The sequence below is a fragment of the Mesorhizobium ciceri biovar biserrulae genome, from assembly GCF_001618845.1.
Taxonomy (GTDB): domain Bacteria; phylum Pseudomonadota; class Alphaproteobacteria; order Rhizobiales; family Rhizobiaceae; genus Mesorhizobium; species Mesorhizobium ciceri.
Window position 1 is genome coordinate 972,167 of record NZ_CP015064.1, and the last position, 23,268, is coordinate 995,434.

Genomic DNA, 23,268 nt, shown 5'->3' on the forward strand with positions numbered 1-23,268 from the left:
GCCGAGGTGCGCCCTCCTTTCGCTCTCCAGTTCCGTCAGGCCGCTTTCACCCCCGTACGGGTTGCCAAGTGGACCTCGAGAGCATCGGCCAGACGATCAGTGTTGGCGAGCGCGACCGCCCGTAACTCGTCGAGCCAGAGGCTTCGCGGACCTTTTTCAGCGCTGTCCAAAGCTGCGCGATCGCCATGGATCATCAGCGTGCATTAACGGTCGCTGCGTTTGCTGACGCCTACAGACGGGTCCGTCCTCTACTTGATCGCTGTTCGGCACGAGGCGCACGCTGGCGGCCGCTCTTGAACCAGGTTGTGTCACCGACAGTTGCCTCGGTGCGTCGCCTGTATCGAGCAAATCGAGCACGACCAGAAGCTTCAGATCAAGGCCTTTAAAACGCCTGGTTTAAACATCCATGGCGTGGATGCTCGCGATCTAAACAATCAATTTTACCAATCTGGGGGGGTGGTCCATAGAGCCCGACATGACAGGCATCCCCATTGCTCTACCGCGTGGGGTGCACAAAGGAACCCAAAAAAAGGAAGTCTTCGCATGCGCTCTGACGTGCAGTGGAGGTTGTGCTGGGAAAATGAGTTGCGGGTGTCCGATCACCTCGAACTCTCTGAGTTCTTCAGGAATACCTATGAGCCTACCGGAGCCTTCAATGGGAAGCAATTCGCAGGCGGTCGCAGCTGGGCCGGTGCAAGGCCGGAGGTCCGCGCAATCGGCACTGATGTGCACGGGATAGCGGCTCACTTGGGCCTGCTGCGCCGATACATCAAAGTTGACGAGGCTGATCTGCTTGTCGCTGAACTCGGTCTATACGGTGTGCGTCGGGATCTTGAGGGGCTGGGAATCGCCCATTCGATCAGCGCGATGTATCCGGTGCTGCAGCAGCTTGGCGTTCCATTCGCTTTCGGCACGGTTCGGCAGGCGCTCCGGAACCATGTTGGGAGGTTCTGCCGCAAAGGCTTGGGGAACATTTTGACGGGCGTTCGCGTGCGTTCAACCCTCCCGGACGTGTACCCCGATCTGCCTCCCACCCGCGTAGACGACGACATACTCGTTATGGTGCTCCCAATTGGACGCCCAATGAGCGAGTGGCCGGTCGGCACTTTGATCGATCGGAACGGTCCTGAGCTATGAACAACACCCGCAATTGTTCAGTCAGCGCGACCCGGCCCCTTTGGCATTGATCGATCTGAATTCAGCACTGGTCGCGGATTTATTGGCCGCTCGCTTCCTCAAATTCATCGAAAAATCTGAGATATCATGAACCTCTTTGCCCCAACCAGTATTGTTGCAGTCTGCTCTTATGCGCTGCTGTCGACTGTTTATAAGACCGCGCAGGTTTTTTATACCCTGCCCGCAAACGTACCGCCGACTTCGGGCGAACCGACCGGCTGTGAGCCTTGGCCGAGCGTCGATGTCATTATCCCATGCTACAACGAGGCACCTCGCACCCTCTCGGACTGCCTGGCTTCCATTGCAGGTCAGGACTACGCCGGACAACTGCAGGTCTATGTTGTTGATGACGGTTCCGGAAACCGCGATGCGCTCGCAGGTGTACACGAGGAATACGCTCGCGATCCGAGGTTCAACTTCATTGCACTCCCAACGAATGTCGGAAAGCGCAAGGCACAGATCGCGGCGGTTCGCCGCTCGTGCGGAGATTTGGTGCTCAATGTCGATTCGGACACGATACTCGCGCCGGACGTCGTCACAAGGCTTGCGCTGAAGATGCAAGATCAAGCGATCGGCGCCGCAATGGGCCAATTGGCGGCTAGCAATCGCGATGAAACTTGGCTGACGCGGTTGATTGACATGGAATACTGGCTCGCCTGCAACGAAGAGCGGGCAGCGCAGGCTCGGTTCGGTGCCGTCATGTGTTGCTGCGGTCCGTGTGCCATGTATCGGCGAACCGCTCTTGTTTCGCTGCTGGATCAATATGAGACGCAGCGCTTTCGAGGGAAGCCGAGCGACTTCGGTGAGGACCGCCACCTTACGATCCTGATGTTGAAAGCGGGCTTTCGAACAGAGTATGTGCCGGAGGCCGTCGCGGCAACAGTCGTTCCCAACAGCATGGGTCCCTATCTGCGCCAACAGCTTCGCTGGGCCCGGAGCACATTCCGTGACACGTTGCTGGCGCTCCAACTGCTGCGCGGTCTTAATATTTATCTCACATTGGACGTGATTGGGCAGAACCTTGGCCCACTATTGCTCTCTTTGTCGCTCCTGGCGGGGATCGCGCAATTCATGACCACAGGTACTGTGCCTTGGACGGCATGCCTGACGATTGCGGTCATGACTATAGTTCGCTGCAGCGTGGCAGCGTTTCGTTCGCGCCAACTTCGATTTCTCGGTTTCTCGCTTCACACACTCATCAACATCTTTCTCTTGCTGCCATTGAAAGCATACGCGCTGTGTACATTGAGCAATAGCGATTGGTTGTCGCGAAGCTCTGCGGTCACTGTGCCAGACACCGGCGGCGCCATTCCAAAGCCCAACTTGGTGAGATCTGACGCAGCTTACAGCGAACAGCAATAGTTACGTGACCGCAGGTGGAAGAGTTTTGAGCCAGGACCAGAAACAGCCAGTGTTGAACCTGAAGTTGGACCCAGAGAATCTTCGGCGGATCGAGATGTCCGCGATCGAAGGGGAATCTCAAGGGCAAACAAGCGCGAAGAGCTCCGTGCCTGCCTCTCTGTCGACCGCTGCAGTCGATTTCAATGGCGTAACCAAGTCGTATGGGAGCAAGGTCGTTGTCGACGACTTGTCGTTCACCGTTGCGTCGGGAGAGTGTTTCGGCCTCCTGGGACCAAACGGGGCGGGCAAGAGCACGATTGCGCGTATGCTTCTCGGCATGACATGCCCTGATGCGGGCACGATCACGGTTCTCGGCGTCCCGGTGCCGGCGCGCGCTCGGCTGGCACGTAGGGGCATCGGCGTGGTCCCGCAATTCGACAATCTTGACCAGGAATTCACCGTACGCGAGAACCTGCTGGTGTTCGGCCGCTACTTCGGCATGAGCACCCGCCAGAGCGAAGCGGTCATCCCGTCGCTTCTCGAGTTTGCTCGCCTCGAGCGCAAGGCGGATGCGCGCGTCTCGGAATTGTCCGGCGGCATGAAGCGATGCCTGACGATGGCGCGGGCGTTGATCAACGACCCCCAGCTCATCGTGATGGACGAGCCGACCACCGGCCTCGACCCGCATGCGCGCCACCTGATCTGGGAGCGGCTGCGCGCCCTGTTGGCGGGCGGAAAGACGATTATCCTGACGACGCATTTCATGGAAGAGGCTGAGCGATTATGCGATCGGCTGTGCGTGCTCGAAAGGGGTCGCTACATCGCCGAAGGCCGCCCGCAGGCGCTGATCGACGAGCATATCGGATGCCAGGTCATGGAGATTTACGGCGGCGACCCGCACGAGTTGCATTCGCTGGTCAAGCCATATTCTCAGCGCATCGAGGTCAGCGGCGAAACGCTCTACTGCTATGCGCCAGACCCTGATCAGGTGCGCACACAACTCCAGGGGCGGCCAAGTCTGCGCCTTCTTCTTCGTCCAGCCAATCTCGAGGATGTTTTCTTGCGGCTGACCGGTCGTGAGATGGAGGAGTAAACGATGATTGAAGGTCTTGCGGCGGTGCTACCCGCCAATGCGTGGAACTGGGTTGCGGTGTGGCGCCGCAACTATCTGGCATGGAAGAAAGTCGCGTTCGTGGCGATTCTCGGTAACCTCGCCGATCCAATGATATACCTTTTCGGCCTCGGTACCGGCCTCGGCATAATGGTCGGCCGCGTCGACGGTGCGCCGTACATCGCCTTTTTGGCGGCCGGCATGGTCGGGGTCGGTGCGATGACCGCCTCTACCCTCGAAACACTGTACGCGGCTTTCGCTCGCATGCATTCTCAACGCACATGGGAAGCCATGCTGTATACGCACGTTACCCTCGGCGACATCGTTCTGGGTGAACTGGCGTGGGCAGCCACCAAGGCCTTCCTGGCCGGTATGGCAATTACCATTGTCACCTCAGCGTTGGGCTATACAGCCTGGCCGTCCGTCCTCTACGCACTGCCATTCATTGCTCTGACAGGGTTCGTATTTGCCAGCATCGCGATGGTCGTCACCGCACTTTCGCCCAGCTACGATTACTTCGTATTTTACCAGACGCTTATCCTTACACCCATGCTGTTCCTGTCGGGCGCGGTCTTCCCATTAAATCAGCTGCCTGACACCTTTCAGCAGATAGCGCGATGCATGCCGCTGGCACATGCGATCGAGCTTATTCGTCCGGTAATGCTTGATCGCCCGATCAGCGGCATGGCCCTGCACATCGGTGTGCTCGGCCTGTACGCTCTGTTGCCATTCTTCCTCTCGATGGCGCTGTTGCGCCGCCGACTGATGCGCTGACGCGAAAGAGAAGGAGATAAACCATGTACTACGGACGCAAATAGAAGCGACATCGCCAGCATGTGCCGCGAAGGGTTTTGGCTGGCGTCGATTCAATCTCACAACGCTATGGAACGCCCGGCGTCTCGAGCACAGGATCTTATGTTGATCCCGGCGGACTCAAGAGAATTTCTTTGAGGCCGTCATCTTTGGCCGGCGTTCTGGCGCGAACGACAACTCGGCCTGTCTTTCTGATCGAACGGCACCGAGACCGGCCAATTTAGTATTCCTGTATGACAAATGGAGAGTGAGATGCTGTGTCTAGGATTGAACGGCGGATTGGACAAAGTCTATGAAAACAGGTTTCAGATTTCAAACACATTCATGCACGACGGCGCCGCGGTACTCGTGCGGGACGGACAGGTCATTGCGGCCGTAGAAGAGGAGCGCCTCAATAGGATCAAACACTCCAACAAGCTCCCAATTAGTGCGGCTCAATACTGTCTTTCCGCAGCTGGGGTTCAGCTCAGCGAAATCGATCGTGTGGCGTTCTACGCTAGCGAAGACTATAGCAACGCCATGCTCGAAAACATGCTTTCTTCCCAGCCGGACGCCTCCATTCCGTTGGATGCTAAACTGTTGATGCAGAGCCTATTGGCGCAGGAGTTCGGTACCGAGATCGACCCTTCGCGTATCTCATTCGTAAGTCATCATCAGGCGCACGCCGTGAGTGCTTTCGCAATGTCCGGCTTCGAGCAAAGTCTGATTTTCGCGGTTGATGGCTCTGGTGATTTCCTGTCGGGCCTTGTGGCGGTAGGATCTGGTACTGAAATTACGCAACTCGCGACTTTCCCGGAGAACAATTCTCTAGGGCAATTTTATCTCGAGACGATCCGGTATCTCGGCTACGGCTTGTTCGATGAATACAAGGTAATGGGGCTTGCCCCCTACGGCGATCCCGTTCCCTATCGCGAGCTTTTCGAGCAGTTCTATGAACTCTCTGCAAACGGCGAGTATCGCGTCCACCTGGACCGCATCGGTCCGACTTTGCTCCGCAACATTCAGGTCCGGCAAAAGGGAATGCCATTCACTCAGCAGCATAAGGATGTGAGTGCGTCGTTACAGGAAGCGCTCGAACGCATCGTGTTTCACATTCTTCGCCATTATCGTGAGGCCACCGGGATGACTCGGTTGTGCCTGGCCGGCGGAGTTGCGCACAATTGCTCCATGAACGGCAAGCTGCTCTATTCAGGACTTTTCGAAGACATCTTCGTGCAGCCCGCATCGCATGACGCTGGGTGCGCTTTAGGCGCAGCACTAATCGTGTCTAACGAGCTGGGCCGCCCCGCGCCGCGTGCGCGATTGCAGGAGGTTTATTGGGGGCCCGAACTCGCGAGCGATCACGCTGTCGAAGAGGAACTGAAGGCATGGGCGGGGCACCTGGAGTTTGAACGCACTGAGGAGGTGGCGGATAGGGCAGCTGAGTGGATGGTCGGTGGCGCCGTGATCGGCTGGGTGCAAGGTCGTTCGGAGTTCGGGCCGCGAGCGCTCGGAAATCGCAGCATTCTTGCCGACCCCAGGCCCGCTTCAAACAAGGACCGGATCAACGCTATGGTCAAGAAGCGGGAAGGATATCGCCCGTTCGCCCCATCAGTGTTGGAGGAGCATGCGCGCGAATTTTTCGACCTCCCCGGTAGTGCGTGCGAATTTCCCTTCATGAATTTCGTTGTTCGTGTTCGCGATTCCAAGCGTGATTTGCTCGGCGCCATCACGCATGTCGATGGTACGGCTCGGCTGCAAACAGTATCGCGCAAGGCCAGTCCGGCCTACTGGGAGGTCATCAATGCCTTCAAGCAGCGGACAGGCATCCCAATTTTGCTCAATACGTCCTTTAACAACAATGCCGAGCCGATCGTAGATTCAGTTGCAGACTCGATTGCTACGTTCCTGACCACGGAGCTGGATGGCCTTGTGGTCGGGCCGTACCTCGTCAAAAAACGGCCCGCAACACTGCAGGATTGGACTGCGCTCGCGGTTTCATTGCCGCCTTATGTATCCCTGCATAAAGTCCACGAATACACGGCACAGGATCGCCACGAGACCGTCTGCGAAATCCGAACGGATCACCGTGAGTGTGCGCGTATTTCACGTGAGTTGTTCGATCTCTTGACGCGGATCGAAGGCGAAGCCGTGCTTGCGGATCTCCTCGACACAATTACGCGGGATCAAGCCCAGCGCGAGGCTCTCACCGGAGAGCTGCGACGATTGTGGGAGCAGCGCCATGTTAGGATGCATCCCTCGCAAGCTGCTCGCGTCCACCAAAACTGATGCCAAATCCTGGACGACCGATGACAGGGCCGGAACACCGGTCTGCACCTTCATATGACTGTTTCCGATCCAGTAGGCCGAGGCGAGGGTTCTATGAAACATCTTGATGACAGAAAGGAGGTGCGGAGTGAATGCGCTGATGGAACCGGCCGTCGGAGCGTCCATCTGACGTTTGACGACGGTCCCGATCCAATTTTCACGCCACAGATACTCGATGTGCTGGCGCAAAATCGGGTGTCAGCAACTTTCTTCGTGATTGGTGCCTACGCCGCGGAGCACCCGGACCTAGTCCAGCGAATGATCGCAGAAGGGCATGAGGTAGGCAACCACACGATGTCTCATCCGGATTTGTCCAAATGCGGCTTGGGCGAAGTCCAACGTGAGGTGTTTCAGGCGAGCCGTGCCATCATGGCAGCATGCCCCCAGGCCTCGGTCCGCCACATTCGCGCGCCATACGGCGCCTGGAGCGAGGAAGTATTCATTGCCTCAGAGATCGCCGGGCTGGCGGCTCTTCACTGGTCGATAGATCCAAAAGACTGGACGCGCCCCGGCGCCGACGCGATCGTCGATTCAGTGCTCGCCGCGGTCCGGCCCGGCGCAATCGTGCTCTTGCACGACGGTTGCCCTCCCGACGAGTCCAGATGGAGCACTCAAGCCAGTCTGCGTCACCAGACCGTAACGGCGCTGTCCAATCTGATTCCGGCATTAGATGCCTGCGGATATGAATTTCGCTCGCTTCCAGAACATCACTGAAATGCGAGATCCTGACCTGCTTTCCCAGACAGTACCTAGTGTCGCTTATGAAGATTATAGGGTTTTATGCCACCGGACGAACTGATCGGCTCCGACCCGTTGAAAGCCTAGACGTCTGTCCTCACCTGCTATAGTGCGGGCCCGCGCAAGCTCTCTCGCCTGCCAGGGCCCGAACCTCTTCGACGATCGTTTCAAAACGGTTCACTTTGTCTTAGATCATTTCATTGGGCTTGCAGAGGCTTACATAGCGCGACCCCTCCGGGGTGCGGAGTGCTTGCACAAAGGTTTGGCTAACTAATCTCCATTGCCGTTATGCGGGATACACCCCACCTCGGCTGCTAATGACCCAGGGGGTCTCCGACTCGCACACCCCCAAAGATCCGGCGCGCGATGTTCATCTTGCGCAACTGGACCACGTCGATACCTTCTGACTGGCTGTTTCCAGCAGGCCAGGTTCGCCGGTATGTGATTGGTGACGCAAGGAGTTTCGTGATGTACATCCCTCCCGCTTTCCGCGACGACGACAAGGAGTGCGTGCGCGCGACGATCCGCGCGGCGCTGCTGGCGAACTTCGTTACAGTCACGGCGGAAGGGCCGCTCGCAACGCCACTGCCGCTCTTGCTTGATGAGAGCGAGGGCGAGCACGGCGTGATCTACGGGCACCTCGCGAAGGCTAATCCCCAGTGCCATGTTCCCCCGATGGGCGACGGCTTGGCCATCTTCATGGGGCCGGACGCTTATGTGACGCCGGCATGGTATGCGACCAAACGGGAAACTGGGAAGGTCGTCCCGACCTGGAACTACGTCGCCGTCCACGCCTATGGTCCAGTCGAGTTCTTCGAGCATGCGGGAAGACTGCTGGACGTCGTGAAACGTCTGACTGACCACCACGAGGGCAAGCGCGCCTCGCCTTGGGCGGTGTCGGATGCACCGCCGGATTTTGTACAGGCGCAACTCCGCGGCATTGTTGGCTTGCGCATGCCGATCACGAGGCTGGAGAGCAAGCGCAAACTGAGTCAGAACCGGAACGCGGCCGACCGCGCTGGCGTGGCTGCGGGCCTCGCGGTAAGCGAGCGGGCATCTGACCGCGAGATCGCCGCTCTCATCCCAAAACAATCATGAACTTTGTCGCAATGACTCATCATGCCAGAACTGACCCCATCGCCCCTGTACCCCGCCGCGACCTCCGTGCTCGCCTTCACGCCCGGTCCGGGCATCTTCTATGTTGCCGCGCGCACGCTCGCAAACTCGCCGATATGAGGCGGCTTGCGGAGGCCAGGAGCCATCGTCGGACGGAACCAGCATGAGCGTTGGATCTACCCGGATCGCGCCCTAATAGGTAGTCGGTTCCGACCACGGCAGCCAGACCGGGCGCTGCTTGATGGCGGGTATGGGGACCCCGCCCCCCCCTCATTCGTAGCCTTTGTCGACGCAGCCCACCCGTAGGACGACCTCGCAGACGCACGTTCGCGACTATCTCGATCGACACGCCGGTTGACACGAGCGCCGGTGTGAGACGTGGTGTCAATCAGGGCTTGCGACCCTTTTTGGCGTCTCGCGGAGAAGTCATTAGAGACGCCTCCTGCAACAATATCTCTCGCATCCAGACGCTTGCCACATCACTGTTATGAAGGGCGGGCCATTGCAGCGCCTCGGTAAATGCGGGAAGCGGCAGCGGAAGTTCAATGATCTTTAGTGGGAAGGTTTTCTTGAAATGCTCAACCAGCCGGGAGGGCATGGTCGCTATACGGGCTGTGCCTGAGACCATCGGCGGGATCATGCTAAAGGCCTGCACGATAACCTCGACACGTCTCTTGAGACCATGCTCAAGCAAAAAACGCTCCTCGATCGAGCCTTTCAGCGTCGGCCCGAACTTGGCCGCAACGTGCCTCATCGACATGTATCTCTCGAATGTAAGCTGCTGCGGCAGTTGCTTGTTCGTGGGGCAGCCTACGCACACGAACTTGTCGTCGAACAGCGCCGCTCTTGGATGCGCGCTCGACATGAACCATTCTGGACAAATCAGAAAATCGACGTCACCGCGCCGGAGAAGTTCATCGGGGTCGTCATCGAGCGGCAGCAATTCGAAGCTGACGGCGGGTGCTTCGCGTGCAACACGCTCCACGACCTTTTCAAAAAACACGAGTGTGGCGAAATCGGAAAGGGTGATCCTGAAACGGCGATCGGACTGAGCTGGATTGAACGGATCCCAAGAAATAATCGAACTCTGGATCTTCAAGAGTGCGCCGCGAACAGCGGGCGCGAGCGTTTCCGCACGTGGGGTTAGAACACGTTCGCGGCCGTTCATCGTAAACAGTTCATCCTTAAAATAATCGCGCAGCCGGCCGACGGCCGCGCTCATGGCCGGCTGACTTAGGTTGATGCTGCTTGCCGCCGCCGTGAGGTTGCGCTGGGTCAGCAGTGCGTCGAGCACAACGAGAAGATTCAGATCAAGGCCTTTGAAGCGCATCGCTTTCACTTATCCATAGCGTGGATGCTCGCGATCTAAACAATCGATTTTACCAAACTTCCAGGGCGCTGCATAGACGACCGCACCTGAGATGCACCCGATCAGGCCACTGCTTCTGTAGCGTGTGCTGGGAAATAACTTGCAAGTCGCCGATTATATCGAACTCTCCTCCATCTCCGAGAAGCCTATTTGGCCGATAAGGGCTTCAGGTGGTCGTAGCTGGGCCGGTGCAAGTCCGGAGGTTCGCGAAATCGGCCGTATCTGCACAGCGCAGTGGCTCACCTGGACCCCGCCGTTTCATCATGGTTGGGGAGATTGATTTCTTGGTAGGCGAACTCGGATTGTACAGTGTGCATCCGGATCTTGAGAGACTCGAATGAGCCATTCTATCCGCATCATGCGTCCGGTGCTGCAGCAGCTTGGCATTCCATTTAGTACGGTTCGGCACGCTCTGCGGAACCGTAGCGAGAGGTTCTGCAGAGCCGGCCTGGCGACAATGGGGCCGGGCGGTCGCGTCGTCACACTTGATCGCGACCGCCACTGCGCTCCAGCTTTTGCGATCAGTTCCTGCAATTTGTCCGCTCGGTTGCAGCCAGTCGGCCTTCGATACCACGCTGCGATTCGCGCAAATTTCAATCCTTTTCACCGAAACTGGCGCGCTCGCCGTGCCCAGGATCGGCTGGTAGCAACCGCGACAGATGGGCTTGAGTCTGATGCTTAATCAAATAACAGTCGGAGCGAAGGGACGCGGCTCGCGCCCAGCGGAAATAAAGGACCGAGACCTAAGTCTCGATTTCGCCAAAGGTATACTAATTACTTTGGTAGTAATTGGGCACTTATTGCAATATGTAATTTATAGAGGTACTGACGACTTCTGGATATCTCCGTATTATAACGTAATATACATATTTCATATGCCGCTCTTTATGGCGATAAGTGGATATGTTTCTTCTGGGGCAATTTTTCAAAAACCGTTCACTCAAGGGGTCCGTGATCGAGCAGTACAGTTATTGCTGCCAATGTTTGTTTGGTGTGCATTTATTTTCGCACTAAAGTCCGCTACGATTTATCCAACGAAGAGTCAAACTGACGTATTGCTGGATCTATCGAAGGAAGTCATCGGAACATACTGGTTCATATGGGCGGCGTTTATTTCATTCGTTCTAGTTCGTGTTTTTGCAACCTCCAAACGGCTACCGATGTGGATCATAAGCGCGTCCGCAATCGGGGTCGCATTCGCGCCCATCACATTGTCAATAACCCCGTTGGTAAGATACACCTACCCATTTTATTGTTTGGGGGTCTTGTTTGCCCAGCCAATTGGATGGCATAAAAGTATCATCTGGACCCACAAATCGACCTTTGTATTCTTACTTTCGAAAATAGCTTTCATATCCTTACTTCTGTGGGATAAGCAGACATACGCCTTCAACAATCATGTTTTGATCAATGATGAAGAGTCAGCCAGACAAGTGCTGCTGATGTTCGCTGGCTCTGCAGCGGCTTCTGCGGTGGCAATGCAGTTTATGGTCCAATGCTGGAGAGCTGCCTCTTCAACTAGAATAGCTCAGTTTGTCGCGATGGAGCTCGGTCAGAGCACGCTGCTCTTTTATCTTGTTCAGGGTGCCGCGTTTCGCCTCATGGATTTCATCCAGTTTGGAGAAACCTGGAATCTCACGACCAGAATTGCGTTCGCAAGTGTGGTTGGAGTGACGATTGTCGCCGCAGCGATGGCAATTCGCAAGATTGCGCGCGACCTTGGATATGTGTCGCAGATCCTTGTCGGAGCGCCGCCACACCCACGTCTGCTCAAATCTCAATCTGCAATAAATTAGCCATCCACAATGGTCGCGATGACAAGCAACCACGTTACGGACAGATGAGGCATGCGTTTCAAAGGCCTTGATCTGAACCTTCTCGTTGTGCTCGACGCACTGCTGACCGAGCGCAACCTCACGGCGGCGGCAAGTAGTATCAACCTAAGTCAGCCGGCCATGAGCGCGGCCGTCGGCCGGCTGCGCGATTATTTCAACGATGAACTGTTTACGATGAGAGGCCGCGAACGCGTTCTAACCCCACGTGCGGAAACACTCGCGCCCGCCGTTCGCGGCGCTCTCTTTCACATCCAGTGCTCGATTATTTCTTGGGATCCGTTTAAACCGGCTCAATCCGATCGCCGCTTCCGGATCATAGTTTCGGATTTCGTCACACTGGTGTTTTTTGAAAAGGTCGTGGAGCGTGTTGCACGCGAAGCACCCGCCGTCAGCTTCGAATTGCTGCCGCTCGACGACGATCTCGATGAGCTTCTCCGGCGCGGTGACGTCGATTTTCTGATTCTTCCGGAATTGTTCATGTCGAGCGCCCATCCTAGAGCGTCGCTGTTCGACGAGACATTCGTGTGCGTAGGCTGCCCCACGAACAAGCAGCTGCCACAGCAGCTTACATTCGAGAGGTACGTGTCGATGAAGCACATTGCGTTCAGGGTCGGCCGTGCGCAGATGCCATCCATCGAGGAACAGTTTTTGCTTGAAAATGGTCTCAAGAGACATGTCGAGATTATCGTGCCGGCCTTTAGCATGATCCCGCCAATGGTCTCAGGCACAGCCCGTATAGCGACGATGCCCTTCCGGCTGGTTCAGCATTTCAAGAAGACTTTCCCTCTGCGGATCGTGGAACTTCCGCGGCCACTACCCACGTTCACCGAGGCCGTCCAATGGCCCACCCTTCACAACAGTGATCCGGCAAGCGTCTGGATGCGGCAAATAATGTTGCAGGAGGCATCCCGCATGTGAAGCCGCAGGCGCTCCGGGTCAACGGCATGCAATTCGGTGATCTTGCATGACAGTGTGGTGCTGATTTCCCGGCGATGCTGAAGATGCAATCGCGCCAGCCGCCCGGTGCGGCGTGCTGCACTGGCGTGCGTCAGGCGGTCTAAATCACCAAACAGCCCAATGTCATCCTGCTTTGGTAGGGCTGATCAACCGCTATGAGCGACGAACCGATGAGGCTCGCGGAAGGCTTGACGGCAATGCCGGGCGAGCGGGCACGGGTCGAAAACGATATTACGAGTCTGCCGGATGTGGGATGGGTGGGCCGTTCGGCTTTGCCAAGCCAAAGGTAAGAGCCGCATTGGTTCTGCTTCGGGCACCGAGCGCACAGAGCCCAGTATTTGCAGGGGCATGATGATCACTCCGCCAAAAACGCCAATTTGACTACCGCATCGCTCGATCGATTGCCAGCAAGCTAGGGGCAGGATCTCTCGATACTTTCTTTACTGCGGCTAGTGCGACATTCCGGCTCGAGCAACGGAGGTCGGAAATTATGGCCCGCAAAGTCAAGTTCCAGGACGACGATGTGCTGGTCACGTCGTACAACCCGCTAAGAGGCACCTTGCTGCTGATCACGGATGACGATGATGAGGTCGAACTGCAACTCGACAAGGAACCGCCGAGGCATTGCTGAGTGCTTGGGAGCCTTTCTGTTGGAAGGCGTGGTCGGTCCCCTATAGCCGCCCTGCCAAACCCACAGCGTGCGTTCCTGCCGGCCGCGGTCATACGCCGCCCTTACCTGGACTCGCCTCGGAATTGCCGGCGGGGAGCTCCCCGATGTCGAGGTTTCAACGACCCGTGCGGTCCGCTTCTCCTCAATCAAACGCGGGCAGTCGCCGGCGTCGGGAGGTGCCAAACACTCTTCGACGTTTGCCTCGTCGAGGGAAGCGAACGCATCAGTCTTTGTTCCCCGACCGGGTCCAGGATATCGGCAAGGCGCTCTTCAAAAGTGTGCCGCCTGCCACCACGCCGATGCCGCCGCGCGGAGCAAGTCTACTCAACGCATATCACAGCGCGAATTGGTGCTGGCCGATCTCAGCCGACTGCGGTCCAGTTCGTTTGAGGGTCGCCGTGGCGAAGTTATCGATACGCCAGAAGATAGCTACCTGGGGACCAGAAAGTGGGGCCGAGGCCATCCATCCGGAGTGCCCGGCCATTGACGGTCTGTGCTGGGTTTCGCCCCGTGACCGTGCTGACAATTGTACTCTTCGGCATCGGGTTGCTGCAACCGATCCCGCACGTGGACGATGCAAGACGCATGCCCGAGGATGTGGAACCTCTACTCCGACTTCCTGACACTGACGGAGGGTGTCGGGGTCAACGTGGTCAGCTACATGCCCGGCGCCGTGGCGGAGTGGTTCGGCCGAGCAAAGGGCCGTGCAGGCCCTTTTATCCTCCAGCACATCACTAAGTTGCCAGCTTAACCGCACAGTCTCTGCGCTCTGTCGGCCATCGATCAGATTCGTTCTTCAGATCTAGGCAGCTTCAAGGGGCCACACACCCGCAGTATCAGGCTCCCTCAGCGATGCTGCCAGCGATTGCAGCGCTAGAGCGCGGCAACTCAGGTGTGTCGCAGCCTGGCGCTCAGCCCTCGAATTGACTTGCACCTGTCTTGGTCAACAGCAACCCTTCGCACCAAACGTGGTCTACGCATCCCCACTCACAGGCGGCAGCCGCATCCGGAAAAAAACCACGTCCATTAAGATTTGCACTCGTGTTGCAGAGCAGAGAAATGCCCGTGAGCTTCTCATATTCTATCAGAAGTTCAGCAATTGGGTGTTCAGATGTTCTTGAAACTGTCTGTAGTCGCGCAGTTCCGTCGAGATGGACGACCGCCGGGATCTTTTCTTTCCACTCCGAACGGGTTCGGTGATCGAACAGCATGTAAGGATCCGGCGTGCCGGGGTCAAACATGTCAGGTGCACGATCCTCCAAGCATATTGGCGCTACCGGCCGAAAGTGCTCTCGAACTTTGATTTTGTTGAGATGGTCCTTCATTTCCGGCGAAGTTGCGGCCGCCAGGATGCTTCTGCCTCCCAAAGCACGTGGACCAAGCTCTGCGTGGCCTGCAAGGAACACAACAGGCTTGTTGTCGGCCAGCACGCTGGCAAGTTCTTTCAGGCTGCAAGCAGCAGATTGCCAACCAGGTGGAACCTTGCCATGGCTCACATTTGGCCCGCTGTAGACTGACCAGTCGAGGTGCACGAAACCTTTGTCGGCGGCCAGCGCGCAGCAAGCGGCACCGATCGCCGATCCGCTGTCGTTTGGAAACGGAGGCACCCAAACTGCGTCGAACAAACCGCTCGCCCGCAGGGCGCTGTTCCATTTGATGTTCAGCCCGCATCCGCCGGCTATGCACAGGTTTCGGGTTTTGGGAACCGAGCACCCACGCAGCGCGCTGGTCATCCCCCGGACGAGAAGACGCTCAACGAAGGCATGGAACGAAGCAAGTATGTCCTCGGGCGTTTCGGGGATTAACCGCGACGCGCTTGCATCGAAGAAGTTGTGCACAGCCGTGAGTAGCGCGTCTTCGCTGTGGCTATTCTCCCTGTAACCAAGTGCAAGGTCCGTATCCCCGGCGAAATGGTCGTCGTAAAGCTCCTGAAACACCTTCACGATGTGTTCATGGACCACTCCGAGCGCGATATATGCCATCAACTTGCCGGCGATACCGAGATCCCAGCCAGTCCGCAGTTCTCGCTTGTAAGGACCAAAATGTTGGCCCGCAGCGGCATACGCATGGCCTATCATCGGAAACAGACACCCAACAAATCGGGCTCCACTTGGCTCGACGTAGTAAAGCCGCGGAAAGATGCAGCCGTCCCAAACCAGACAAAATGCTGGTTCCTCTCGTTTCGCAAATGAGCTGGTGCAGTATGCGGAAGCAACGTGCCCAAGAACATGCGGGTAGCTTTCATAAGAAAATGCCTCATTGTCGAGCATGAGACCGGAACCGTGATAGGCTGTCAGGGGATTTTCGGCGTCCCGCTCCACGTATGGTGCGCCGTTGAGAGTGATAGGGGAGCCGTTACTCAGAACTTGGAATTCCGACTGAATTTCACCGTCCCATCCGTCAATAACGAACCGGTCGATATCGCGCGGAGCAAGCCCGTTTTCCGCCAAAACGGCGGCGACCGTCTCAAGCCGCTCGATATGCTGGTATCGTGCGTTATTGTCGAGCTTCTCCTGCTCGATGGACAAGACTAATCTCCCGTCTTCCACGACAGCGATTCCCCCGTCGTGCGTCAGCTTGATACCGCAAATGCGCATAGTAGATCCTACTCAAAGTGAGAGTGACCGCAGGAAACGGCTGAGAAACATAGCCGTGGGTTTTGATGTCGCGCTATGCGCGGTGATGGGGGGGCGGTAAACTAGATTGTTTGGATGTGAGGCATCCGCGCGGTGAATGATCAGATCTGCCGTGTGGTCGAGACAAGATGGCTGACACGCAATTGCGAGGCAGCGCTGTGCGGCACAGTGAGAAGGGATGTCCACCGCAAGGTGCCACGCTCCCTCGGCACCGAGCGTGCGCGTGCTGAGCACGAAGATGGACGCCTAGAAGAGAGCCTTCCTCGATCAAGCTACTTTTTAATCTCTGGTCGAAAAGATTTTTCTCGGCGAAGGCCGCGCCCAAAGGGCCTATTCGGCTTCTTTAATATCCCGCCTGCAGATCGGCAGCGGAACAGAGCGGCTAAGCGCGTGTCGGGCTAGCGCGGGGTCGGTAGAAAGGGCATTGTCTCGGCTCGCAGATGCAGTGGCACCGGGTTGGCTCGGTAAAGACGAGCTGGGCTCTTTTGACGGATGATCGCCTTGGGGGGCGGAGACATGACCGGCTTGCAGAGATTTGAGAGGGCGGTCGTTGTTCAGGTTGGCCGCCCCAGTTCCGAGCGTATCGTATTCGATGTCAACCAGGCGGCGGCTATCCTGATGCGTGACCTTCATCGTCGGACCGAGAAACGGAAGGTAGCGATGGACGCTTGTCTGCAGGTATTGCGTGGCAAGGCCCATCCACCAGCTGCTCGAAAGGCTTTTGTGGCAGCCGCGCTTGAAGCAAAGATCCTGCGCAGCGATTGAATGCTGTTAGCGCATCAAGGCTTTGATGCTTCGAGTGGAGGTCGCAGAAATTTGGGTGGGCTCGGAACGCAGCCTTCCTCCCTCGCCGATATGGAGGTTCTGCCAATCGCACGCGCTGACGAGGACGTGATTCGCGTCGAGACCTGTCGATCCGTAGGTGATCAGCACGCAGCGCATCGTTCCCAATCAGATGATGGAGCAGATCTCGGCTACTACAGGCCCATCGAAGGATGGGTGCGTACATTTTCCCCCGGCAATATGAAGTCGCGCGGCTTACGATCCGACACCTGATCCTAGACGGTCCAGGACGCCGGCGAGCTGGCACTTCGCGGCAGCGGAAAGTGGCTTGATTGGCCGTGGTGGCTCGGCGGAACAAATTCCGAGGAGCTCGGCGATTGCGTATACGACGCGAAGGCTCGAGAACGTCTTAAAAAGCTCCCACACCGGGGCCAGGGTGGCGTCGATCCGGTGTGCTTCCGCGTGGTCGCCGTGCTGAGCGGCTCTGACCATCCTCAGGCACGGGTCGGGCAAGATGCCACCGAGGACGCTGTACCATGTATCGGCTCCGGCGATCAGGGCTTCGGTGGCGTTCCAGTCGCCGCTGTAGCCGATCGAGAATCCTTTCGGCACAATTTTTTTCTGGTGCGCAAGTTGGCCTTTGATGGCATCACCCCGGTCGGCCGAGTTCTTTATAGCGAGGATCTCAGGCAGGTGTCCCAGACGCTCGATGAGCGCTGGCGTGAAGCGAAAATGCGTGTTTGCGGGATTGTCGTAGATCACGATCGGCAGACCGCTGTCGCGCGCCACCGTCGAAAAATGCTCGAAAACTTCGTCCTCCGTGAGCGGGGTGTAGGAAACAGCCGCGAGCAACCCCGCGGCTGCGCCGAGGGCCTTCGCATCACTTGCACATTTTACCGCTTCATCGGTGCGCAAAGCGCCCACGCCGATCACGAGCGGGACTCGTCCACCTGTCTCGTCCAGCGCCTCGCAAAGCGCCCGGCGGCGATCTTCGCGCGACAAATACATATAGGTGCCGGTGCTGCCGAGCAGGCCGATGGAATCCACCTTTGCTGCGCAAAGCCGCGCTATCAGCTTTCGAAGCGCCAGGATATCGACGCCGCCATCGCTGTCGCTTGGCGTTATTGGGAAGGCCGAAAGGCCGCTCAGGAAAGCCATGCTGAAGCTCCCGTTATTACATTGGGTGAAGCGTTTGGCATCAGACCCCCGTCCAGCGCCTGCTCTAGATCCGCGATCAAATCGGCGGCGTCTTCGAGCCCTACCGACAGACGCATGAGATCGTCGCCGACTCCGTCAGGCAAATGCGCGTCCTTGCGAATTGGCTCGCGCGAGCGGGTCAGGCTTGCTGGATGATAGATGAGACTGTCAGCGTCGCCGAGGCTGACCGCTCGGATGATCAGCTTGAGCCGGTCCATCATACGGCGCGCGCCCTCGAACCCCGTTTGGAGGCCGAGAGCCAACATGCCCGAGCCGTTCGACATCTGTCTGCGCGCGATCTCATGGTCGGGATGAGAGCCGAGAAATGGATAGCTAACCCAAGCCACAGCCGGATGCGCCTCGAGCGCCTGGGCGACCGCAAGCCCAGAGGCACTGTGACGCTCCATACGCAACGTGAGTGTCTTCAACCCGCGCAAGATCAGGAACGCCGACATCGGCGAGAGCGCTGCCCCGGTGAGATAGCGCAGGCCAGTTTCGCGCAGCAGGTGCAGTGTATTCACGTCGCCCAGTATCACACCGCCCAGCGCATCGCCATGGCCATTTATGTACTTGGTGAGCGAATGGATCACGAGGTCGGCTCCGAGTTCCAGCGGACGCTGGAGGGCGGGCGAGGCGAAGGTGCTGTCGACGGCGACCTTCACGCCGCGAGAATGGGCGTGTTCGGCAATGGCAGCGATGTCGAGGATACGGCCCAGCGGGTTGATTGGCGTCTCGAAGAACACGAGCCGGGTCCTGTCGGTGATGGCGCCATTGAGATTGCTCGGATTAGACAGGTCGACGGCAACGACCTTGATGCCAAACTGCGGCAGCCCCTGTTCGACCATGGCGAGCGTATTCGAATAGAGGGTCTTGTGGACAATGAGTTCGTCACCCTGCGAAAGCAGCGAAAGGATCAGCGTGCCGAAGGCTGCGATCCCCGAGGCGAGTACCAGCCCAGCTTCGGCTCCTTCGAGATTGGCGAGCCGCTTTTCGAGGATCTCGGTGGTCGGGTTGTATTCGCGTGCGTAAAGCCTTCCCCCAAGCGCTGCGGCGGCTTCGTTTGCTGCCACGCTTTCAAATCCATAGGTCGATGTGAGAAACACCGGCGTCTGAACGGAATTGGAAAAGCCGGCCGGATCGTAGCCATGATGGATGGCCCGGGTGGCGAATGCGAGACCGACGTCGTTCCGGGACGGCGTTGATGTTGTCTCGGCTTCAAGCTGATCTTCGGCGCTGTTCATCGGCTTAAGCCCTCTTGATTTCGGCGACAATGCCTTCACACTAACCCAGGTGAAACGTCCAGTTGGCGATGAAAGAAATGGTCCAGCCTTCTCCTTCCGCGTCGACAGCTCGCTCGCAAGGTCTGGGCGCGCGCCAGATCTGCGAAGCTCTTCGAGAGCAGATCCTGGGTGGAATCTATGAAACGGGCAGCCAGCTGCCGTCGTCCCGCGGCCTAGCAAATGAACTCGGTGTGTCGCGGACCACGGTCACCATGGCATATGACCAGCTGGTCGCCGAAGGTTTCATCGAGGTCGTTCAAGGCGCAAGACCGCGCGTTGCATCTTCGCTAGTCCGGAGTAAAGAAACCAGCGCGGTGCCCAAACGGACTGGCCCCATCCATCTTTCTCGTTACGGCGAGCGACTGCGCGCCAGTCCCCCGCGGCGCGATTACCTCCCCAACCGCTTCAAGGTCGATTTCCGTTATGGCGACCTCGCCCCATCTGATTTCCCGGCGCTCACGTGGAAGCGTGCGATGAACGCGGCAATGTCACCAAGCCCCAAAAGGCTAGCTTATCACGATCCACGCGGCTCGCTTCGCTTGCGCCAGGCGCTGCAGGGATATTTGTGGCGTGCCCGAACGCTTAGCTGCCAGGTCGAGCAGATCCTCGTCGTAAGTGGATCACAGCAGTGCCTCGACATGTGCGCGCGCCTGCTGCTCGATCCTTCCGACAGCTTCGTGATCGAGGATCCCTGCTATAGAATGGCGCGCCAAGTCTTTGCCAGCACAGGAGCCACGCCCGTTGCTGTCCCCGTCGATAGCGAGGGCATGAAGACCGAGCTGCTGCAGGAGATACCAGCGCGGCTAGCCTATGTCACCCCGTCGCACCAATTCCCGCTCGGCGGCGTCTTGTCGATTTCGCGGCGGTATCAGCTCCTCGAATGGGCTCGGCGCAATGACGCCTATATTATCGAGGACGATTACGATGGCGAGTACCGGTACGACATTCGACCGGTGCCCCCGCTGCATAAGCTGGAAGACCGCAGTTCCGTAATCTATGTTGGCACGATCTCCAAGACACTGTCGCCGATGCTGCGCATCGGCTACCTGGTGGTTCCGGCCGAGTTGCAAGACGTCTTTGCGATGGCCAAGCAGCTTCTCGACAGGCATTCTCCGGTTGCGGAACAGGAGGCCCTGGCCTCACTCATTGAGAGCGGTGGTTATGAAAGGCACGTGCGCCGCGTCCGCCGTCTTAACGGGGAGAGGCGAGAGGCACTGCTTGCTGTCCTTCGACGTGCGTTCGCAGACAGCATTGCCATCGAGGGGGCCGATGCAGGGCTGCATGTCGTCGTCTGGTTCAAGGATCTTTCTCGGTCGCTGGAGGAGGTCATGGTTGACGAGGCGCGGCGGGTCGGGGTTGGCATCCATCCGATTTCATCGCTGTACATCCGAGATGAAGGCCGCGCTGATCGGATTGGATTGGTGATGGGCTATTCCGCCCTGACCATTCGGCAGATCGAGAATGGTGTTCGCCTCCTTGCTGGCGCTGTCCAACGGGTCAGAAGCTTTGCCGAAGATTCGGCAAGACGCTCTATGCGCGCCCTGACAGCGAGCGGGCCTGGCTCGTGACCTCAGAGTCGCGCCGGCATTGATCGCAGACTGGATCAGCAAGACTTGCCCGGACTGGCTCTGTCGGCCAGTCCGGGTCCAGGGCAGGAGTATGCCCTGGGACCGGGGAAGGGATTCTTGAGGAGCTCTCAAAAGGCGGTCGAAGCAAAGGCGCCCTCGCGACTGGCTTAAAGGGAGAAAGCGTTGTTGGATTTTCCGCGGATCGACGAAGAAATAGCAGAGATCGCACCTGACTTTCGCGCAATCAGCATTCTTGTTGATGCACAGGACAGTGCGCGAGGCGCCATGGCTCGGGACGTGTTGGGAGAGGCTTGCGACTTCGCCCGAGCGGGGGGGGCCGCCTGGGGAGAAGCGCACTTGGCCAATTGGGCGGAGGCATACGTTCGGTTCGGCGCGAAACCAAACCGGACGCCGTGCTCGGCGCATGCATTGAAAAAACGGGTGGAGAAGGATGGTCGAATCCCGTCAATAAATCCTATCGTTGACCTCTACAATGCCGTGAGCCTGCGTTTCGCAATACCGATTGGCGGCGAAAATTTTGATGCATATGTCGGCAAACCGCGGCTGACGGTTGCCGTAGGAACGGAGTCTTTCCACACTGTTTTGAATGGCGAAACGGTCGTCGAAAACCCTTCCAAGGGGGAGGTCATCTGGCGCGACGATCTGGGAGCTACATGTCGCCGCTGGAATTGGCGGCAGGGCACGCGCACCCGGTTGGAGAGGGTGGGCGGCCGCATGTGGTTTATTTTGGAAAGCTTGGCGGCGATGCCGGAAGAGGCGCTCGAGCAGGCGGCTAACATGCTGGTGAGCGGTCTCAGAGAGCTGGCACCAGGGTGTAAGGTCTACAAGCAGGAAATCACACCGCTAAAGCCTGTCGCCGCCAGTGTCGACAGACGGGTCGGTTGAGGAACGTGCCCGCCCCGGTATGATCGGTTCGCTCCCAACCAGTGTGCGTTCCTTTGCGGCTGGGTCTCCTGGCGCGAAGGTCAATGGGAGGTAACGCCTCTGGCCATTTCGTGCTCAGCAGGCCAGCGGAAGGTGCACCGCATTCATAATTTGACCCAGCGCCATGGTCCAAAGATTGCGCACTGCTTTGATCAATTTCGACGTCAGGCGCCAGTCCTGGCACTCCAGCCAGTACAACATCTCGTGGCGAAAGCCGGATGGAATTCAGATCGAAGCGGTCGCGAGACATCTGCCATCCTTGGGCAGACTCGTGGCTCCGCCGAGGAGGGGATGCGGATGACGATTCATTCCGCTTGCCTTATCGGAGGGCGACCGCGGCAGTTGTACCCGATCCGCCCTCGGCCGCGTGTGCCTGCCGTGCGGCAGTGCTCGGTCGCCGACATGACCCTGAGCTGCCGAGGCTGAACTGGCCTGCATGCGCGACCTTATAGGCAGGCCGGGCAGCACGGATCATGTCGGCGATCTCAATCGAGTGGCCGCACGGGCGAGCTTTCCGCTTCCTTGAAAGGCTAAGTTCTCGCGCGGACTGGCCTGCAGCGTATCTACAGGTCGGGCTTGCGTAGAGGGCCGTGTGTGTCGAGCTTGCTTCCCCCAGAGGGCCTGGGTAATTTCCGACGTCGCGCCGGCCTCAAAGCGTGGCGAAGCTGTGACGCAGCGGTGCCGGCCCGGCCCTTGACGGTGTTGGCGCTGCTGCAGTCTCGGCGACGATTCGATGGATCTGCAGCGTCGGGTAATCGCGTGCTGCCCCGGGAACAGCCAGCCGCCGCACCGGCGCCTGAACTTCCATCCGTAGCGCAGTCGGCCAAGCCGGCCGGCCGACAGCATGGCATCACGGCACCGTGCGCGGTGCCACGCTCGACAGGAAGCACCATGCGCTCGTTGTGGCCGTGGCCATAATGCGCCGGGCGCTCGTACTTCCTTAAACGAGCCGCCGAGGTGCGCCATCTCCGGCGTAGATTTCTTCAACAGGACCATCAGGGCCGCCAGAGGCTACCCCTGGTTCTATCTTTATCGCCGGCAACTCGATCGGTAGCACTACGCTGGCGACGGCGGAGCCACGGACGGTTGAGCCAGACATGTCGGGGCGCAGAAGCCGTGGAGGGCCTCTCTGTTGGATCGCCAAACTATTAGCCCAATGATCCGGCCCGCCAGGCCACTTCACCAACTGGACGGCTACAAATGCAACTAACTGGCTGTTTCCAGAGGGCCAGATTGCAAGTATCTAATCTGTAACGCACACACGGAGTTCCGCCGATGTAGCCTCTCCGGCCTTCCGAGATGATGATGATATCGATTTCCTGCGAGCGAGCATCCGCGCAGCGCCGCTGTCGAACTTAGTCTCTGCCACGGCCCAATGCTCTTCGCCTCGTCACCGCCCACTTGCTTGATGAGAGGGCGAGCACGG

At 58.2% G+C, this 23,268-nt stretch carries 17 protein-coding genes and 1 pseudogene; 14 read left to right on the plus strand and 4 right to left on the minus strand.

From position 1 onward, the window contains the following. Nucleotides 1-543 precede the first annotated feature (543 nt). From A4R29_RS04410 to A4R29_RS04440, 7 genes are all read left to right on the plus strand, one after another. Nucleotides 544-1,137, plus strand: a complete 594-nt coding sequence (locus tag A4R29_RS04410; RefSeq protein ID WP_063171283.1) for a NodA family N-acyltransferase — start codon at nucleotides 544-546, stop codon at nucleotides 1,135-1,137. A gap of 126 nt (nucleotides 1,138-1,263) precedes the next feature. Beyond that, nucleotides 1,264-2,538, plus strand: a complete 1,275-nt coding sequence (nodC, locus tag A4R29_RS04415) for a chitooligosaccharide synthase NodC (RefSeq protein WP_027162814.1) — start codon at nucleotides 1,264-1,266, stop codon at nucleotides 2,536-2,538. Between the two features lie 64 nt (nucleotides 2,539-2,602). Next, the gene (gene nodI / locus A4R29_RS04420) at nucleotides 2,603-3,610 is read left to right on the plus strand and encodes a nodulation factor ABC transporter ATP-binding protein NodI (protein WP_395316747.1); all 1,008 of its coding nucleotides are present in this window, start codon (nucleotides 2,603-2,605) and stop codon (nucleotides 3,608-3,610) included. A 3-nt stretch (nucleotides 3,611-3,613) separates the two neighbouring features. Then, nucleotides 3,614-4,402 carry an ABC transporter permease gene (locus A4R29_RS04425; RefSeq protein ID WP_027162812.1) on the plus strand — a complete coding sequence of 263 codons (789 nt, stop codon included), beginning with the start codon at nucleotides 3,614-3,616 and terminating at the stop codon, nucleotides 4,400-4,402. Nucleotides 4,403-4,693: 291 nt separating this feature from the next. After that, nucleotides 4,694-6,709, plus strand: a complete 2,016-nt coding sequence (locus A4R29_RS04430; RefSeq protein WP_027162811.1) for a carbamoyltransferase family protein — start codon at nucleotides 4,694-4,696, stop codon at nucleotides 6,707-6,709. 93 nt (nucleotides 6,710-6,802) lie between these two features. Next, nucleotides 6,803-7,462, plus strand: a complete 660-nt coding sequence (nodB, locus tag A4R29_RS04435; protein WP_027162810.1) for a chitooligosaccharide deacetylase NodB — start codon at nucleotides 6,803-6,805, stop codon at nucleotides 7,460-7,462. 492 nt (nucleotides 7,463-7,954) lie between these two features. Next, nucleotides 7,955-8,584: an FMN-binding negative transcriptional regulator gene (locus A4R29_RS04440; RefSeq protein WP_027162809.1), complete on the plus strand. Its 630-nt coding sequence runs from the start codon at nucleotides 7,955-7,957 to the stop codon at nucleotides 8,582-8,584. 406 nt (nucleotides 8,585-8,990) lie between these two features. Here A4R29_RS04440 and A4R29_RS04445 read toward each other — a convergent pair whose 3' ends face one another. Further along, nucleotides 8,991-9,932, minus strand: a complete 942-nt coding sequence (locus A4R29_RS04445; RefSeq protein WP_027162808.1) for a LysR family transcriptional regulator — start codon at nucleotides 9,930-9,932, stop codon at nucleotides 8,991-8,993. A gap of 302 nt (nucleotides 9,933-10,234) precedes the next feature. Between A4R29_RS04445 and A4R29_RS32635 the strand changes: the two are divergent. The 4 genes and pseudogenes from A4R29_RS32635 to A4R29_RS34450 all read left to right on the plus strand — a co-directional run bounded on the left by A4R29_RS32635 (nucleotide 10,235) and on the right by A4R29_RS34450 (nucleotide 13,394). Continuing rightward, nucleotides 10,235-10,653 (plus strand): annotated as a pseudogene (locus A4R29_RS32635) (GNAT family protein). Further along, complete coding sequence (nolL, locus tag A4R29_RS04450) at nucleotides 10,646-11,767, plus strand: nodulation factor fucose acetyltransferase NolL (RefSeq protein WP_063173568.1); 1,122 nt, start codon at nucleotides 10,646-10,648, stop codon at nucleotides 11,765-11,767. Before A4R29_RS32635 ends, nolL begins: the two are co-directional and overlap by 8 nt. A 51-nt stretch (nucleotides 11,768-11,818) precedes the next feature. Then, on the plus strand, nucleotides 11,819-12,724 hold the full coding sequence (locus tag A4R29_RS04455) for a LysR family transcriptional regulator (RefSeq protein WP_027162806.1): 906 nt from the start codon (nucleotides 11,819-11,821) through the stop codon (nucleotides 12,722-12,724). A 529-nt stretch (nucleotides 12,725-13,253) separates the two neighbouring features. Next, nucleotides 13,254-13,394, plus strand: coding sequence for a hypothetical protein (locus A4R29_RS34450; protein ID WP_161491067.1), 141 nt, complete (start codon nucleotides 13,254-13,256; stop codon nucleotides 13,392-13,394). A 950-nt stretch (nucleotides 13,395-14,344) separates the two neighbouring features. Here A4R29_RS34450 and nodU read toward each other — a convergent pair. Next, entirely contained in the window at nucleotides 14,345-16,030 is a 1,686-nt protein-coding gene (nodU, locus tag A4R29_RS04460) for a nodulation protein NodU (RefSeq protein ID WP_027162804.1), read from the minus strand. Nucleotides 16,031-16,585: 555 nt separating this feature from the next. On the opposite strand from nodU, the gene A4R29_RS04465 reads away from it, so the two are divergent. After that, nucleotides 16,586-16,834 (plus strand): DUF982 domain-containing protein, encoded by a 249-nt coding sequence (locus A4R29_RS04465; RefSeq protein ID WP_027162803.1) that lies wholly within the window; start codon nucleotides 16,586-16,588, stop codon nucleotides 16,832-16,834. Between the two features lie 273 nt (nucleotides 16,835-17,107). On the opposite strand, the gene A4R29_RS04470 is transcribed toward A4R29_RS04465, so the two are convergent. After that, the gene (locus A4R29_RS04470) at nucleotides 17,108-18,010 is read right to left on the minus strand and encodes a dihydrodipicolinate synthase family protein (protein ID WP_027162802.1); all 903 of its coding nucleotides are present in this window, start codon (nucleotides 18,008-18,010) and stop codon (nucleotides 17,108-17,110) included. After that, nucleotides 17,998-19,290 (minus strand): trans-sulfuration enzyme family protein, encoded by a 1,293-nt coding sequence (locus A4R29_RS04475; protein WP_082827304.1) that lies wholly within the window; start codon nucleotides 19,288-19,290, stop codon nucleotides 17,998-18,000. Before A4R29_RS04475 ends, A4R29_RS04470 begins: the two co-directional genes overlap by 13 nt. A gap of 68 nt (nucleotides 19,291-19,358) precedes the next feature. Here A4R29_RS04475 and pdxR point away from each other — a divergent pair, with 68 nt between their 5' ends. Both pdxR and A4R29_RS04485 read left to right on the plus strand, forming a co-directional pair. Next, nucleotides 19,359-20,897: a MocR-like pyridoxine biosynthesis transcription factor PdxR gene (pdxR, locus tag A4R29_RS04480; RefSeq protein WP_063171284.1), complete on the plus strand. Its 1,539-nt coding sequence runs from the start codon at nucleotides 19,359-19,361 to the stop codon at nucleotides 20,895-20,897. Nucleotides 20,898-21,080: 183 nt separating this feature from the next. Further along, a complete protein-coding gene (locus A4R29_RS04485; protein ID WP_174564957.1) occupies nucleotides 21,081-21,803 on the plus strand; it encodes a B3/B4 domain-containing protein in 723 nt (240 codons plus the stop codon). Nucleotides 21,804-23,268: the final 1,465 nt, after the last annotated feature.